The sequence below is a fragment of the Hymenobacter sp. 5516J-16 genome (assembly GCF_022919335.1).
GTDB classification, from domain to species: domain Bacteria; phylum Bacteroidota; class Bacteroidia; order Cytophagales; family Hymenobacteraceae; genus Hymenobacter; species Hymenobacter sublimis.
Genome location: NZ_CP095058.1, coordinates 128,158 through 142,582 on the forward strand (window position 1 = coordinate 128,158; position 14,425 = coordinate 142,582).

14 protein-coding genes, 1 pseudogene and 1 riboswitch are annotated in these 14,425 nt (G+C 60.8%); of the genes and pseudogenes, 5 read left to right on the forward strand and 10 right to left on the reverse strand.

What is annotated here, in order from left to right:
- The first annotated feature begins 376 nt into the window (after nt 1-376).
- A complete protein-coding gene (locus MUN84_RS00695; RefSeq protein WP_244696209.1) occupies nt 377-808 on the forward strand; it encodes a Fur family transcriptional regulator in 432 nt (143 codons plus the stop codon).
- A gap of 73 nt (nt 809-881) precedes the next feature.
- On the opposite strand, the gene MUN84_RS00700 is transcribed toward MUN84_RS00695, so the two are convergent.
- The 7 genes and pseudogenes from MUN84_RS00700 to sdaAB all read right to left on the reverse strand — a co-directional run bounded on the left by MUN84_RS00700 (nt 882) and on the right by sdaAB (nt 7,151).
- On the reverse strand, nt 882-1,310 hold the full coding sequence (locus tag MUN84_RS00700) for an EamA family transporter (RefSeq protein ID WP_244696210.1): 429 nt from the start codon (nt 1,308-1,310) through the stop codon (nt 882-884).
- A 2-nt stretch (nt 1,311-1,312) separates the two neighbouring features.
- Entirely contained in the window at nt 1,313-1,708 is a 396-nt protein-coding gene (locus MUN84_RS00705) for a DUF4259 domain-containing protein (protein WP_244696211.1), read from the reverse strand.
- Nucleotides 1,709-2,056: 348 nt separating this feature from the next.
- Nucleotides 2,057-3,030, reverse strand: a pseudogene (locus MUN84_RS00710) (NAD(P)H-dependent glycerol-3-phosphate dehydrogenase).
- 262 nt (nt 3,031-3,292) lie between these two features.
- Complete coding sequence (locus tag MUN84_RS00715) at nt 3,293-3,604, reverse strand: hypothetical protein (RefSeq protein ID WP_244696212.1); 312 nt, start codon at nt 3,602-3,604, stop codon at nt 3,293-3,295.
- Complete coding sequence (locus MUN84_RS00720; RefSeq protein WP_244696213.1) at nt 3,595-4,710, reverse strand: efflux RND transporter periplasmic adaptor subunit; 1,116 nt, start codon at nt 4,708-4,710, stop codon at nt 3,595-3,597. Before MUN84_RS00720 ends, MUN84_RS00715 begins: the two co-directional genes overlap by 10 nt.
- A gap of 96 nt (nt 4,711-4,806) precedes the next feature.
- A complete protein-coding gene (locus MUN84_RS00725; protein WP_244696214.1) occupies nt 4,807-6,315 on the reverse strand; it encodes a TolC family protein in 1,509 nt (502 codons plus the stop codon).
- A 155-nt stretch (nt 6,316-6,470) separates the two neighbouring features.
- Nucleotides 6,471-7,151 (reverse strand): L-serine ammonia-lyase, iron-sulfur-dependent subunit beta, encoded by a 681-nt coding sequence (gene sdaAB, locus MUN84_RS00730; protein ID WP_244696215.1) that lies wholly within the window; start codon nt 7,149-7,151, stop codon nt 6,471-6,473.
- Nucleotides 7,152-7,437: 286 nt separating this feature from the next.
- Between sdaAB and MUN84_RS00735 the strand changes: the two genes are divergently transcribed.
- Nucleotides 7,438-8,367: a tryptophan 2,3-dioxygenase family protein gene (locus MUN84_RS00735; protein ID WP_317239056.1), complete on the forward strand. Its 930-nt coding sequence runs from the start codon at nt 7,438-7,440 to the stop codon at nt 8,365-8,367.
- A gap of 188 nt (nt 8,368-8,555) precedes the next feature.
- Here the strand turns inward: MUN84_RS00735 and MUN84_RS00740 are convergent, their stop codons facing one another.
- The 3 genes from MUN84_RS00740 to MUN84_RS00750 all read right to left on the reverse strand — a co-directional run bounded on the left by MUN84_RS00740 (nt 8,556) and on the right by MUN84_RS00750 (nt 11,309).
- Nucleotides 8,556-9,086: a DUF2911 domain-containing protein gene (locus MUN84_RS00740; protein WP_244696216.1), complete on the reverse strand. Its 531-nt coding sequence runs from the start codon at nt 9,084-9,086 to the stop codon at nt 8,556-8,558.
- Between the two features lie 119 nt (nt 9,087-9,205).
- The gene (locus MUN84_RS00745; protein ID WP_244696217.1) at nt 9,206-9,757 is read right to left on the reverse strand and encodes a DUF2911 domain-containing protein; all 552 of its coding nucleotides are present in this window, start codon (nt 9,755-9,757) and stop codon (nt 9,206-9,208) included.
- A gap of 241 nt (nt 9,758-9,998) precedes the next feature.
- Nucleotides 9,999-11,309 carry an MFS transporter gene (locus tag MUN84_RS00750; protein ID WP_244696218.1) on the reverse strand — a complete coding sequence of 437 codons (1,311 nt, stop codon included), beginning with the start codon at nt 11,307-11,309 and terminating at the stop codon, nt 9,999-10,001.
- Between the two features lie 100 nt (nt 11,310-11,409).
- Nucleotides 11,410-11,627, forward strand: a riboswitch (cobalamin riboswitch).
- A gap of 183 nt (nt 11,628-11,810) precedes the next feature.
- On the opposite strand from MUN84_RS00750, the gene MUN84_RS00755 reads away from it, so the two are divergent.
- The 3 genes from MUN84_RS00755 to MUN84_RS00765 all read left to right on the forward strand — a co-directional run bounded on the left by MUN84_RS00755 (nt 11,811) and on the right by MUN84_RS00765 (nt 14,388).
- Nucleotides 11,811-12,215 (forward strand): acyl-CoA thioesterase, encoded by a 405-nt coding sequence (locus MUN84_RS00755; protein WP_244696219.1) that lies wholly within the window; start codon nt 11,811-11,813, stop codon nt 12,213-12,215.
- A gap of 166 nt (nt 12,216-12,381) precedes the next feature.
- Nucleotides 12,382-12,714: a hypothetical protein gene (locus MUN84_RS00760; protein WP_244696220.1), complete on the forward strand. Its 333-nt coding sequence runs from the start codon at nt 12,382-12,384 to the stop codon at nt 12,712-12,714.
- A gap of 99 nt (nt 12,715-12,813) precedes the next feature.
- Entirely contained in the window at nt 12,814-14,388 is a 1,575-nt protein-coding gene (locus MUN84_RS00765; protein ID WP_244696221.1) for an NAD(P)/FAD-dependent oxidoreductase, read from the forward strand.
- Nucleotides 14,389-14,425 lie beyond the last annotated feature (37 nt).

The following is a 14,425-nucleotide window of genomic DNA, read 5'->3' on the forward strand; positions in this document are numbered from 1 at the left end:
GCCTCTTCGTTCATTAACCTCTTATGTGTCTGCACAGGGCCAATATCACCCCAGAAAAGACCTGCATAAGCGTTGTCACAAGATGCTAAATTCAGGCCTTGGCAGACACGCAAGAGTACACCACCTTTGAGCATCCCTCCGGCGGCTGGCTGTCCTTGCTCCAGTTGTCACTAGTATCCCCGTCCCCTTTCCACAACCAGCTACTCGAAGGCCAGAGCTTCCCGCTCTGGCCTTTGTGTTTTCCCTTTATCTGGATGCTGAGTTTACGGTATGAAAGCTTTGGCCTGCTCACCCGCGTGTGTGCTGGGTAGCCGCTGCCCTTACTAGGAATTGAGCAAACTGAACGCGGCGGATTGTGCCGTATCTTTGCAGTATCATGAAAGCTCCTGCCGACTCTTTTGCGTCCTTGTTGACCCAACATGGCCTGCGCCAAACGCCGGTTCGGCGGGGCGTACTGCGCCTGTTGGTTTCGTCGCCTTTTGCCCTGACCAGCCACGAGCTGGAAAGTGCCCTCGGCGACGACACGGACCGCATCACGCTTTACCGCACCCTCAAAACGTTCGAAGAAAAGGGGCTAATTCACCGTGTTATTGATAATACGGACGTTATCCGGTACGCGGCCTGCTCCGACCACTGCAGTGAGCATTCCCACTCCGATGACCACGTGCACTTCAAATGCACCCAGTGCCAGCACACCTACTGCCTCGACCACATTACCATTCCGCCGGTGCTGCTCCCCGCTGGCTTTCGGGTTGAGTCGCGCGACTACCTGCTGGCGGGCGTGTGCCAGCAGTGCCAGCCCCGCTAGCTACGCCACCGCTAAACAGCAGGCCCGCCGGAATAGTCTGGCGGGCCTGCTGCTGTTTGGCGGTAGTGTACCCTTAGTGGCCGCGGGCTAGCAGCGCAATGCCTATTACAATGCTGGCTAATCCCAGTGCCTGCGACCAGGAGAGGGCTTCACGCAGCACTACCAGGCCTAGCACCGCTGTCAGCAACACCGAGCCGCCCACAATTACGGGTGTACCCACGGACGAAGGCACCCCGCGGCTGAAGACTACAAACGTCAGGATTTCGGCCAGCCCTACCCCTAGCCCGGCCAGTACCGCCAGCCCCGCGCCCGTGGTCGTTACCTGCAGAGGCTGGCCTTTCAGGTGTAGCCATACCAGCCACAGTCCACCCAGGCTGGCCGCTACCAGCTGCAGAATAACGGCGCCCGCCGCAGCCGATACGTGGTCAGCGGCCAGCTTGATGAAGAAGTTGTAGCAGGCTAGACACAGAGCCGTCAGCAGGGCCAGAACAAGCCAGGGCATGCCTACTGCACGGTTAGCCGGGCCAGCAAATCCTGCTGTAGTTGCTGCCAGTTGGCCGCATCGGCTGATGCGGCCCAGCGGGCCTGTAGCGCGGAGCTTTTGAGTACCGCTTCCACGGCTTCCTGAGCCAGTTCGGCCAGTTCCTCGTCGGCATCCATGCCATTCACGGCCAAGGTCAGGCCCGGCAGGAAATCGGCGCCGGGGTGGCCGTGAATAGCCGCCACAATTTCGGCGGCGGCTAGGGCCTGGCTGGCTTCTTCCTCATCCAGTTCTTCTTCCGCTTCGGCGGCTGTGGCCAGCACCTCGTAGAGCAGGGCTTCGTTGGGGTTGCTGCGGAATTCCTCGGCTAAGTCAGCCGCGGCATCGTTATCAAAATTGTGGTAGTCCCAAGTGGCCATGTCTATTATATAAAAGTTCTGACAGTACAATGACTGCCAATCTATTTACTTACGGCAAGTGCTAGCGGCGGGGTGCCTCATGCGTGCCCAGGCAGTGCGTTTTCATCTGCCGGAAGGTATACTGGCACGTAGTTACACCCAGGGCAGGAAACCCGCGGGTAGTAATTGGCGCCACAGCTCCTTGGGGATCATCGACAACCTGAATGCCCCAGAATAAGCCTGGTCCGGAGCAGTATAGAGAGTGAGGCTAGAACCGGAGTTAGCCCGGAAAGTAGACTGACGTACGAGCCTTACGCCCCTATCAGCTACGCCAGCACCAACAAAACGGCCCTTGCTATTAGCTGCATCTTACTTAAACTTCTCTTTGAGCAGTTCCACCTCAATGGCGGGCGAAATTTTTTCGTAGAGCACATGATACGCGGCTGCGGTGATGGGCATATTCACCTGAAGCTTGCGGTTCATTTCGTAGATGCTTTTCACGGCGTAGTAGCCCTCGGCCACCATGTTCATTTCCATCTGGGCCGATTTGACGGAGTAGCCCCGGCCCACCATGTTGCCAAAGGTGCGGTTGCGCGAAAACTGCGAGTAAGCCGTTACCAGCAGGTCGCCGAGGTAGGCGGAGGCCGACAGGTCGCGGGGTTGGGGGTTCAGCGCGTGCACAAATCGGCGGATTTCTTGCACCGCGTTGCTGACCAGCACGGCCTGAAAGTTGTCGCCGTAGCCCAGGCCGTGGGCAATGCCGCAGGTCAGGGCAATGATGTTTTTCATCACGGCGCAGTACTCAATGCCGTCGAGGTCCTGGGCGGGGTTGGCCTTCACGTAGCGGTTGCGCAGCAGGCGGCTGAAGTCCTCGCCCAGTTCGGCATCCGGCGAGCCGATGGTCAGGTAGCTTTGCTTTTCCAGGGCCACCTCCTCGGCGTGGCAGGGGCCGGCCACTACCCCAGGCGGGTGTGGGGTAGCCGAAAACGCTCGGCCACGTAGTCGGTTACCAGCACGTTTTTGCCCGGAATCATACCCTTAATGGCGGAGATGATGCGCTTATTTTTCAGCGCATCCCGGTCGAGCTTATCCAGGGTGCTTTGCACGAAGGCGGCGGGCACGGCTAGCACCAGCCAATCAGCTTCGCGCACGGCCGCTTCTAGGTCGTTGGTGGGAAATACCCGGTCCAGATCATGCGCCACGGAGGAGAGGTAGCGGGGGTTGTGGCGGGTGCGCAGCAGGTGCTGCACGTCGTCCTTGCTGCGCATCCACCAGTGGACGCGGCTGCCATTTTCAGCGAGAATTTTGGTCAGCGCGGTGGCCCAAGAGCCGCCGCCAAGCATGGCTATTTTTTCCAAGGGTGGGAAAGTGGTGAGGTGGTGGGGCAGTGGTGAACGGGTAAGCTGGTGAACGGGTGCGTTGCTTGTTTTCTCTGCACTAAACCGCGCCTGGCAAACGGCAAACGCACCCGTTCACCAGCTCACCCGTTCACCGATACGTCAATCTTAGCCAAAAAAACTGAGAGGACCCCGCCGGGTGTAGCGGCAAAGTCCTCTCTGGAGGCGTTACGGGCTCAAGCTGAACGCTTAACCGGTTCGGCGTTATTTATTCCTCTTCGTCGGCTGGTTCTTCTTTTAAGGCCGCTTTATCCAAGGACTTGGCATCCTTGATAACCACGGCGGCCCCATCCTTCAGGGTTTTGGAAACGGCCCGGAAAGGCCCACTTACGACCTGGTCGCCGGCCTGAATACCGCTCACGATTTCCATGTTCTGAAAGTCGCTAATGCCAGTTTTGACGGGCGTCATTACCACTTTGCCGTTCCGAATCAGGAACACTACCTCCTGCACTTCTGGCTTGGCGCCTGCGGCCGGCGCCGGGGTTGCGCCCCCGCCCGAACCACCTCGACCTACGCGCACAACCGGGGTTCCCCCTTCTTGGGCCCCTCCGCCTGGGTGCTGTCCGAGCGGGTAGTCACGGCGGCCAGCGGCACGCTCAGCACGTTGGCTTTGCGGTTGGTAATAATGTCGACGGAGGCCGTCATGCCGGGCCGGAACGGGACGATGGTTCGGCCCTTCACTGTGCGCTGCAGCTGGCGGTACGACTCCGGCAGCAACCGGATGCGCACTTCAAACTCCGTAACGGCCTCGGCCGTGAGGGCGTCCTTGGCCGTGTTGGCAATGGCCGTCACCAGCCCGCGGAATTTCTGGTCCTGATTGGCGTAGCTGTCTACTTCCACGTCCACGGAGTCGCCCAGGTCCACGTTGATGATGTCGTTTTCGTTCACGCTCACCCGCACCTCCATGTTATTGAGGTTGGCGATGCGCATGATTTCGGTGCCCGCCATCTGGGTAGTACCTACTACCCGCTCGCCCTTCTTCACGTTGAGCTTGCTGATGGTCCCGCTCACGGGGGCGTAAATGGTGGTTTTATTCAGGTTTTTGCGGGCTTCCTCCAGGCTGGCCTGGGCGCTGCGTACGTTGCTCTGGGCCGCCCGGATGCTCTGGCGGGCCGAGTTGATTTCCTCCTGCGACGCTTCGTAGGCGGCCTTGCTGGCCTCGTAATCGGCCTGGGAAATCACCTTTTGCTTGTACAGGGAAGCGTTGCGGCGAAATGTCAGCTCCGTTTGGCGGGCGCTGGCCATCAGCTGCTGCAGCCGGGCTTGGGTCTGGCCCACGTTGGCGCGCTGGCTACCCACCACGGCGTTTTGCTGGTTTACCATGGCCTCGTAGTTATCCGGACGGATGCGCAGCAGCAGCTGACCTTTCTTCACGGAGTCGCCTTCGGCCACGTAGAGTTCGGTGATTTCCCCGGATACGTCGGGCGAAATCTTCACCTCAGTTTCGGGCTGTACCTTGCCCGAGGCACTTACCTTCTCCACAATGGTAGCCGGCGCCGCCTTGGCCGCCAGCACCTCCGTACCAGCAGGCTTGCCAATCAGGCCCTGCTTTTTTGCTACCAGCAAGCCCACCACCAGCACGGCCAGCACGGCGAGTAGGATGAACAGGGTGCGGTTTTTTTTCATGTTAAGGACGTAGGGTCGTAGGAACTAGGAGTCAGTGGTTGGTTGAAAGCTCGGCTGTTGCAAGCGGCGGGCGGGAAGCAGCCCACCACGGCGCGGCTACAGGCTAATGGGGCGGCCCTGATAGAAGTCGAGTACTTTCCGGCGGAAGATAAACTCGTACTTGGCCTGAATCATCGTGGACTCGGCGGCCGTCAGGTTGTTTTTGGCGATGTTAAACTCGGTGCCGTTGAGCAGGCCGTTGTTAAAGCGAATTTCGGCGTTGCGGTAGGCGGTGGTCAGCGCCTCCACCTGGCGGCGGGCAGAGAGGTAACGACGCTGGGCCGCAATGGCATCGGCGTAGGATTGCTGAATGCTCTGGCGCAGCTGCAGGCGCGTTTGCTCGGCGCGCAGCTCCTGCTGCTGAATATTGATTTGGGCCCGCTGCACGCCCGTACGAGTTTGCAGCCCGTTCAGAATGGGGATTTGCAGCGAGAACTGCAGGCTCTTACCCAGGTTGTCCTTCAGCTGACTGGTAAAGCCCGAGGGCAACAGCTCCGGAATAGCCTGCTTGGGCTGGAGCAGAAAGTACTGCGACGGCACCGGCTGCCCGCCCACGCCCGGCTGGAATACCGGCACGGCTACGGCCTCCGTAGAGTCGCCGTTAAACACCCGCGCCAGCCGCGAAGAAGAGAAACCAGTGAAAATTCCGGCCCCGAAGGCCAGGCGGGGGTAGTAGGCGCCGCGGGCAATGTCGAGGCTGCGTTGGGCGGAGCGCACGCGCAAGTCAGCGGCCTTAATTTCGGGTAGCAGGCTCTGGGCCGTCTGGTAGGTGCCGTCCGGGTCGGCGCTGAGCAGAGGCTCATCGTCGGGGTCGGCCAGGGGCGGCACTTCAATCTGGAAGCCCGTCGGCGAGGGTAGGTTCAGCAGCTGCGTCAGCGAGAGGCGGGCCAGGTCGCGCTGGTTTTGGGCCGTAATAACGTTCAGCTCGTCGGAGGCTAGTTGGGCCTGAATATCAAGCAGATTGCTTTCCGGAATGGCGCCGGCTTTGAGCAGCTTCTGGGTGCGCTCCACCTGGGCCTGAGTGCTGCTAACGCGCACCTCGTTTGTGCGCACCAGCTCCTCGGCCAGCACCAACTGCAGAAATGCCGAGGCCACGTTCAGGGCTAGGTCATTGCGCGACTTGTCAATATCGAGCAGGCTAGCCTCAGCGTCCAGGGCGTTGCGCTTCACGGTGTTGCGCAGCTGAAAGCCCGCAAATAGCGTTACCTGAGAGTTGGCCGAGAAGTTGTTGGAGCGAATCGTTTGGCTAACGAAGTCGTTGGTCAGCGGGTCAAGGCTGGTGCCGTAGTTCCAGGCCTGGGTACCGGAAAGGTTGGCCGTGGGCAGCAGAGCCGCCTGGCTCTGGCGCAGGGTAGCATTCTGCAGCGTAGAGGTAAGCTGCTGCTGGCGCACCGTAAGGTTGTTTTGCAGGGCGTAGTCGATGGACCGTTGCAGGGTCCAGGGGCCGGTAGGCACGGCGGGCGAAAGCGTGCCGGCCGGGGGTTGGGTCGGCGGCGTCTGGGCCAGTACCGGGCTCGTCAGCATACCCGCCGACATACTCATCAACAGCCAGTAAAAACGCTTCATAAAATCAGGAGTGTAGAGCTGATGGCCGGCTGATCGGCACCGAAGCCGGCCGCCCCAGTGGCCGGGGCCACTAAAGGTATTGATCTGCCCGCAGCAGTGCGCGGGGAAATCAACCAACCGGGCACCATAGGCGGTTAACCGGGCAGTTTGGGCCGTTAGTCGATGGTGGGAATATACGTGACACGGTGCACCCAGCGCAATTGCCGCAGGTAGTCTAGGGTAATGGGGCGCAGGCCGGAGTCTACTTCAATGAACTGCCGGGCCGCGTCGTTTTTGCCCTTACGCGAGACGAACATGGTGGCAATATTGCACTCATCGTGGGCAATGACGGAGGCAATAAAAGCAATGGAGCCCGGCACGTCGTCGGCATCAATGATGAGCGTGTGCAGAGAGGCCGAGAAGTCGGCCGGGAAGCCATCTACCTCCACAATGCGGATAACGCCCCCGCCCCGGCTCTGACCAATAACCTCGACGGCGTGGCCCGTGCGCTCATCGCGCAGCTGCAGCCGAATGGTGTTGGGGTGCATGGTGGAGGCATTGCCTACACCCTGAAAGGTGTACTGGAGCCCCGCTTCCTTGGCGTGGTCGAAAGCCTCCCGGATGCGCACGTCATCGGTGGGCATGCCCAGCAGGCCAGCCACAATGGCGCGGTCGGAGCCATGGCCCTCGTAGGTGCGGGCAAAGGAATTGTAGAACGTAATGGTGGCGTGGGTGGGGCTGCTGCCCAGGATGCGGATGGCCGCCCGCGCTATGCGCACTACCCCGGCCGTGTGCGAGGAGCTGGGCCCAATCATCACGGGCCCAATCATGTCGAAAATACTGGATTTCTCTGCCATTGCGTAAAGGTAGAAGATGAAGGGAATAGTAAGTGGGCGAGTTGCGTCATGGGGGGCGGTATCAAAACTATCCGCCCTCTCTTCTGTGACACACCCCCAAGTAGGACAAGACCTTGGTGCATGGTAGCATCAAAGTCCTGTCACGTTTCAAGGGGTAGCACTGCGCGAAGGAAGGATGGCCGCGCTCCGCTCGCCAGGACGCGGCTTACTACTTCACTCACCTCAGCGCCTTTTCCCATCTTTGCAGCGTAGCCCCCACTACTACCCCTTCCTTCCGCCCTTGCTCATGACCTCTCCGGAATCAGAATTTTCGCCGGCCGTGCTGGCCCAGCTACGCCGCCTGCAGGCGCGCTACGCCGCCGACGACCAGGATCTGGCCGCCTACCTCGAAGGCCTCTACCATACCCGCTACCTCGGTTACTGGGACTATATCCAGCTGGATGCCCTGCTGAGTTTGCAGCGCCCGCTCACTAACATTCCCGACGAGCGAATTTTCATCATCTACCACCAGATTACGGAGCTGTACTTTCAGCTCTGTCTCTGCGAATATGAGCAGCTAGGCGACCTGCAGCAGCCCACCGTAGAGGAAATCGTGCTGCGCGTGGGCCGCATCAACCGCTACTTCGAAAACCTGATCGACTCGTTTGATGTGATGGTCGATGGCATGGACAAGCAGCAGTTCCTGGAGTTCCGGATGGCCCTGATGCCGGCCTCGGGCTTTCAGAGCGTGCAGTACCGCATGATTGAGCTGGCCAGCACTTCCCTCAGCAACCTGGTACCGGAGGAGCGCCGCCGCCTGCTGGGCTCCGCCGCGGCCCACGACGAACTGATGGGCTGCATCTACTGGAAATCGGGGGCTACGGTGGTAGAAACCGGAGCCAAGGCGCTTACGCTCATTGAGTTCGAGAAAAAGTACGCCGACAAGCTGCTGGAACACTCCCGCCACTTTGAGGGCCGCAACGTGTGGGCCGTGGTGCAGCGCCTCCCCCCCGGCCCCACCGGCCAGCAGCACCCGCGCCTGCTGCGCCAGCTCAAGCAGCTGGATGTGTGCGTAAACGTGAACTGGCCCCTGATGCACTATAAATCGGCGGTGCGCTACCTGGAGCGCCGCCCCGAGGCCATTGCTGCTACCGGCGGCACCAACTGGAAGCAGTATCTGCCTCCCAAGTTTCAGCGCCGCATCTTCTACCCCAGCTCTGGACCGAGCAAGAGCTAGCCGACTGGGGCAAAGGCTGGGTGGAAAGCGTGCTAGGCAGCGAGTAACGAAAACCGCTACTCAGTTTTTCTTACAGGAGGACTATTCGGCTAAGTTTTTCGCAGATTTCAACCAAGTAGCAACACCAAAAAAAAGAGGCGCCACAACGTGTGGCGCCTCTTTTTTTTGGTGTTGCCGTCGTCAGGCGCTTACTTCACCGTGAAGCTGGCCTGGGCGTTTTCCCACGCCATAGTTACTACTCCGGCGTTGCTGGAGGAAATGGTGAACTGCTCAACTGGGGCGGCCGTTTTGGTGGGCGTTACCTTCACCCGCAGTGCATCCTGGGCGGCATCATACTTAAAGGCGCCCCACTGGTTGGCAGTTTTATTGAAGATGATAGTCCACTCCTGCTCCCCGGGAATGGTGAACAAGGCGTATTTGCCGGCGGGCAAGGTTTGGCCGTTAATGGTTACGGCTTGCTTGGCTTCGAAGGTGGTGGCCTCGTTGGCGCCCGTGCGCCAGACCTGCCCGTAGGGCACCAATTGCCCCCCAAAGGCTTTCCGTCCCTTCAGCGAGGGGCGGCTGTAATCGATGGTAAAGGTGGGGCCGGTAACGGTAGCCGGCGGGCTCGGGCGCTTGGATTTGTCCTCGGCGGGCTTTTGGGCAAAGGCGGGAGCCGCGAGTAGCAGCAGACACAGCCAGCTCAGGGCTAGTAGCAAACGAGCATGCAGGTTTTTCATGGGCAGGAAATAAAAGTGGCAGAGATACAAGAACAATCAGCCGGCTAAAATAGCAGCAGCCAGCAATTTATTATTAATATCCCCTTTGAAAATCAAGTACTTATCAAACCCAATTTCACTTACTGCCCGCCGCGGACCGTGAAGCGCACCTGCGTGCTTTCCCAGGCTAAGGTTACCTGTCCGGCCTTGTCGGCCGTAATGAGGAATTGCTCCACGGACTGGGCTGCGGGCTCGGGCCGGGCCTTCACCCGGAGCACGTCCTGAGCGGCGGCGTACTCATAGGCCCCCCACTGCGTAGCATCCTGGTTGAAGATGATGGTCCACTCCTTTTCGCCGGGAATGGTGAACAGGGCATACTTGCCCGCTGGCAGGGGTTGGCCCTGCACCAATACCGGTTGGTTTACGCTAAATGTAGTAGCCTCATTGGCACCCGTGCGCCAAACCTGCCCGTAGGGAACCAATCCGCCAAACACTTTGCGCTCCTTAGCGGAGGGGCGGCTGTAGCTAATTACAAACGTGGCCGTACCGGCAGTGGCCGTTACAGTGGCCGGAGGGCTAGGCCGCCGGGGTTTTTCTTCCGGATTTTTTTTGGGGGAACAAGCCGCAGCTCCTACCAGCAGTAGCAGCGTCAGCCGGGAATACAACCGCACGGGCGGATAAGCGTGGGACATGGAAAAGCGGAACAGAGTAGGAAAACCAGCGCTGCCCCCTGCGGTGGAACAGAGAAAGGCCAGGCAGAGCGGCACAGAGCAATAATTATACCTCAACTTGTACTACCGGGTTACTCGGGTATGCCAAATGGCTAGCACCGGGCCGGAGCGGGCCGCCTGCCGTGAGTTAAAAGGGTATTTTGCCAGCTCATGCCCCAGACAGACGGCGGGGAGCTGACTGATACACCCCGGGGCTGGTAAGTTATTCCTCCCGCATGCGGGAGGTAGCGCGGGTGTCGGGCATGCGCAGGTACACTACCAGCGAAAAGGCGGCGCAGCCGGTCACGTACCAGTAAAACCAGTTTTCCACGCCGTGGTCTTTGGCCAGCAAGGCCACGTATTCGGCCGAACCACCGAAGATGGCCACGGTCAGGGCGTAGGGCAGCCCCACACCCAGGGCCCGAATTTCGGTGGGAAACAGCTCAGCTTTCACCACTGAGTTAATGGAAGTGTAGCCGCTCACGATGACCAGCGCCACGAGCAGCAGCCCAAAGGCGGCGCCGGGCCCGTTGGCGCGGCCTAGGGCCGTAAGCAGCGGCACAGTTAGCAGCGTGGCTCCTACCCCAAAAAACAACAGTACCGGCCGCCGCCCCACCCGGTCGGAAATGGCGCCCAGCAGGGGCTGCAGCAGCATGGCTACCCCCAGGGCCCCGAAGGAAACCAGCGTGGCCTGGCCCTTGGTAAAGCCGGTAGTATTCACCAGAAACTTCTGCACATAGGTGGTAAAGGTGTAGAAAACCACCGTTCCGCCCAGGGTTAGGCCCACTACGGTCAGAATTTCGCGGGGGTGCTGAAGTAATACCCGCAGCTGGCTGGGCCGCTGGGGCTGGCCGGTAGCCGGGGCGGTTTGCCGGGTGAAAGCATCGGTTTCTTCCATGCTGCGGCGCAGGTACAGGGCCACCAGGGCGGCTATGGCCCCCAGGGCAAACGGCACCCGCCAGCCCCAGGCGTACATTTCCGCCGGGGTAAGCCACTGCTGCAATCCTAGCTGCACCAGCAAGGCCAGCAGTTGCCCGGCAATCAGGGTTACGTACTGAAAGCTGGAGAAAAAGCCCCGGTTGCGCTGGTCGGCCATTTCGCTTAGGTAGGTAGCCGAGGTACCGTACTCCCCGCCCACGCTCAGGCCTTGCAGCAGCCGCGCTACCACCAGCAGCACGGGCGCAGCTACCCCAATCTGGCTATAGGAGGGCGTAAGAGCAATCAGCAACGAGCCGCCGCACATGAGCAGCACCGAGGCCAGCAGGGCGGCTTTGCGGCCGGCGCGGTCAGCATACACCCCCATCAGCCAGCCCCCGAGCGGACGCATTAGAAACCCCACCGCGAAAATGGCCGCCGAGTTGAGCAGCTGGGCCGTCAGGTTGCCTTTGGGGAAAAAGGCCGGGGCGAAATACAGAGCAAACGCGGAGTACACGTACCAATCGTACCACTCCACCAGGTTGCCCACCGAGCCGCTGAAAATGGAGCGGATGCGGGAAGCCATGGTGCGCGGAGCAGCGGGCGGAAGCTGAGGCATAGAAGCGGGGCAGAAAACCAGGAAGGCGCGCAAAATAGCGGAAGTGCCCGGAAGCCGGCGGTTCTGCTACCTTTGGCGCTTCGTTCTTTGGCGGTATTTTCCAGTCAGACGAGCGGCAGGTTGCCCGTCCCCGGTGGGGGTAGGCATGAAAAGGGAACCGGGTGCAACTCCCGGAAAGACGCGCTACTGTAAGTGCCCGCCGCCACGCCTGGCGGCAGATGCTTCCCACGTAACCCATTGCCCACGCCTACGCGGCGGGTGAGAAGGGCGGGAAGCATGGCACAAGTCAGGAGACCTGCCCGCCGCTTTTGTTGATAAGGCTCCTTCGCGACTTGAGGACCCTTGTCGGGTGCTGCGGCGTGGGGCCAGTGGGCAGAAGGCGTGGGCTTTCTACCTGGGCGCGGGGCGTAGTAATTCGATGAAGGTAGTATGGTGAAACAAGGGCCAGGAAAAGCGGCCAGAACGCTGCTACACCCGTTTTTTCACCTACCCTTGCTTGCCATGCTACCGCTCGAAGAAAAAATCAGCCGCGCCGAAACGCGCATTTTCAAGGCCGTATTTCCCAACACCACCAACCACTACGACACCCTGTTCGGAGGCACTACCCTGCACCTCATGGACGAAGTAGCCTTTATTACGGCCACCCGGTTCAGTCGCCTCAAAATGGTGACCGTGTCGTCTGACAAAGTCGACTTTACCCACCCCATTCCCGGCGGCACGCTGGTGGAGCTGATCGGGCGCGTGGAGCACGTGGGCAACACCAGCCTGAAGGTGCGCGTGGAGCTGTTCGTGGAGCAGATGTACTCCGAGGAGCGCCACCGGGCCGTGTCGGGGCTGTTCACGTTTGTGGCCATCGATGAGCATAAACGACCCGTACGTATTCTGGGGCCCGCTGCTGTCGTATAGATGAATAGCTATTTTTAGAGCTTCAACAAACTAACTATATGACGGTTACACTCTATGGCTGGATTTTTCCCAGAGCCGTCCGAACCTTTCTGCGCGCTTTCAAGGTTTAACAGGCCTCTCCTCCCTATCACGTTGATATGGCACCCGACCCCACTACACTCCTGAAATGAATTCTCGCCTGGAACAGTCGTTTCGGGAAGCGGACCTGGCCCGCGAAGAACTAACTGACTCTATGGCAAACTCTGTGGCCGCGAACTGCGACCTACTCCACCACGGCCTGGTAAGCGCCAAAGGATTGGAAGTCACGACGGAAATGTACCGTCACCTACTCGGCCAGCTCCTACGCCACCCCTCCGGCGAAGTCCGCACCCAGGCCTTGACGCTGTTTAATGAGGCCATGGAAAAATTCTGGCCCCGCCTGCAGAATACTACCCCGCCCCCGGCGGCGGGCACTAGGCGCACCCCGCCCCCGAGCAGCCTCAGGCCTTGCGGAACCTAAAATGGATTCCGCAAGGCCTGAGGCTGTTTTTAGCTGCGTATCTTTGCGCTTCGTTACCCCTGTTACCGGTTCAAAGGCTAACTCCCTTTCACCCTTTTTATGAGTGAGAAACAAGAAATTGAGCTACTGCTCCCGCCGGAGGTAGCCTACGACGAGCTGGCCCGCTACCGCGCCCTCCTCGATGCCGCGGGCCTAATACCCGGCCAAGCCGATTTTGTGCATCTGCGCAAGCGCTCCATTGATGCGCGCGGCCGCCAGCCCCTGGTGCGCCTACGCGCCGACATCTACCAAACGCCCCCGCCCACGGACCTGTTCGGCCCCTGGTTTCAGTACCCGGACGTAAGCCGGGCCCGCCGCTCTGTCATCATCGTGGGGGCCGGGCCAGCCGGGCTATTTGCCGCTTTGCGGGCCATTGAGCTGGGTATCCGGCCGATTGTGGTGGAGCGGGGCAAAGATGTGCGCACCCGCCGCCGCGACCTGGCCGCCCTGAACAAGGAGCACGTAGTCAACCCTGATTCCAACTACTGCTTCGGCGAAGGCGGGGCCGGCACCTACTCCGACGGCAAGCTCTACACCCGCTCCACCAAGCGCGGCGACATCCAGCGCATCCTGCGCCTGCTGGTGCAGCACGGCGCTACCCCCGATATTCTGGTGGATGCCCACCCGCACATTGGCACCAACAAGCTGCCCTACGTGGTGGCGGCCCTACGCGAGAGTGTGCGTCAGGCCGGCGGGGAGGTTCACTTTGATACGCGGGTCGATGACCTCATCCTGGAAAACAACCGCCTGCGCGGGGTAGTAACGGCTACTGGCCAGGCTCTGGAAGCCGACGCCGTAATTCTGGCCACCGGCCACTCGGCCCGCGACATCTACGAGCTGCTGCACCGCCGGGGCGTGCTGATCGAAGCCAAGCCCTTTGCCCTGGGCGTGCGCGTGGAGCACCCCCAGGCCCTCATCGACCAAGCTCAGTACCGCCGCCAAGACCGGGGTGTGCTGCCCGCCGCCTCCTACGCGCTGGTGCACCAAACCCAGTGGAAAAACCAGCAGCGGGGCGTATTCTCGTTTTGCATGTGCCCCGGCGGCTTTATTGTGCCGGCCGCTACCTCGCCCGGCGAGGTGGTAGTAAACGGCATGAGCCCCAGCCGCCGCGACTCGCGCTTTGCCAACTCGGGCATTGTGGCGGCCGTGGAGTTGGAGGACATGGACGTGCGCCAGCACGGGGCCCTGGCCGGCTTGCGGTTTCAGCAGGAAATTGAGCAACGCGCCTGCCGCCTAGCCGGCAACACCCAACTGGCCCCCGCCCAGCGCCTCGGCGACTTCCTGAAAAGCAAGGTGTCGCCAGAGCTGCTGGAAACCAGCTACCAGCCTGGCCTCGTGTCGGTGCCCATGGATCAGGTGGTGGGGCCAGCTTTGGCCGAACGCCTGCGCCAGGGTTTTCAGAACTTCGGCCGCAAGATTCCGGGCTACGCTACCAACCTGGCCCAGATTGTGGGGGTGGAAAGCCGCACCTCCTCGCCCGTGCGCATCCCCCGCGACCGGGACACGCTGGAACACCCCGAGGTGCGCGGCCTCTTTCCCTGCGGCGAGGGCGCGGGCTACGCCGGCGGCATCGTGTCGGCAGCCATGGATGGGGAACGGTGCGCGGAAGCAGCGTTTGCGGCCGTTAGCCGTTAGCCGTTAGCCGTTAGCCGTTAGCCGTTAGCCGTTGCCG

What these genes read in the sequence shown, in the direction of transcription:
- MUN84_RS00695 (WP_244696209.1), top strand. Translation starts at nt 377, where the DNA reads ATGAAAGCTCCTGCCGACTCTTTTGCGTCCTTGTTGACCCAACATGGC.
- MUN84_RS00700 (WP_244696210.1), bottom strand. Translation starts at nt 1,310, where the DNA reads ATGCCCTGGCTTGTTCTGGCCCTGCTGACGGCTCTGTGTCTAGCCTGC.
- MUN84_RS00705 (WP_244696211.1), bottom strand. Translation starts at nt 1,708, where the DNA reads ATGGCCACTTGGGACTACCACAATTTTGATAACGATGCCGCGGCTGAC.
- MUN84_RS00720 (WP_244696213.1), bottom strand. Translation starts at nt 4,710, where the DNA reads ATGAAAAAAAACCGCACCCTGTTCATCCTACTCGCCGTGCTGGCCGTG.
- MUN84_RS00725 (WP_244696214.1), bottom strand. Translation starts at nt 6,315, where the DNA reads ATGAAGCGTTTTTACTGGCTGTTGATGAGTATGTCGGCGGGTATGCTG.
- sdaAB (WP_244696215.1), bottom strand. Translation starts at nt 7,151, where the DNA reads ATGGCAGAGAAATCCAGTATTTTCGACATGATTGGGCCCGTGATGATT.
- MUN84_RS00735 (WP_317239056.1), top strand. Translation starts at nt 7,438, where the DNA reads ATGACCTCTCCGGAATCAGAATTTTCGCCGGCCGTGCTGGCCCAGCTA.
- MUN84_RS00740 (WP_244696216.1), bottom strand. Translation starts at nt 9,086, where the DNA reads ATGAAAAACCTGCATGCTCGTTTGCTACTAGCCCTGAGCTGGCTGTGT.
- MUN84_RS00745 (WP_244696217.1), bottom strand. Translation starts at nt 9,757, where the DNA reads ATGTCCCACGCTTATCCGCCCGTGCGGTTGTATTCCCGGCTGACGCTG.
- MUN84_RS00750 (WP_244696218.1), bottom strand. Translation starts at nt 11,309, where the DNA reads ATGCCTCAGCTTCCGCCCGCTGCTCCGCGCACCATGGCTTCCCGCATC.
- MUN84_RS00755 (WP_244696219.1), top strand. Translation starts at nt 11,811, where the DNA reads ATGCTACCGCTCGAAGAAAAAATCAGCCGCGCCGAAACGCGCATTTTC.
- MUN84_RS00760 (WP_244696220.1), top strand. Translation starts at nt 12,382, where the DNA reads ATGAATTCTCGCCTGGAACAGTCGTTTCGGGAAGCGGACCTGGCCCGC.
- MUN84_RS00765 (WP_244696221.1), top strand. Translation starts at nt 12,814, where the DNA reads ATGAGTGAGAAACAAGAAATTGAGCTACTGCTCCCGCCGGAGGTAGCC.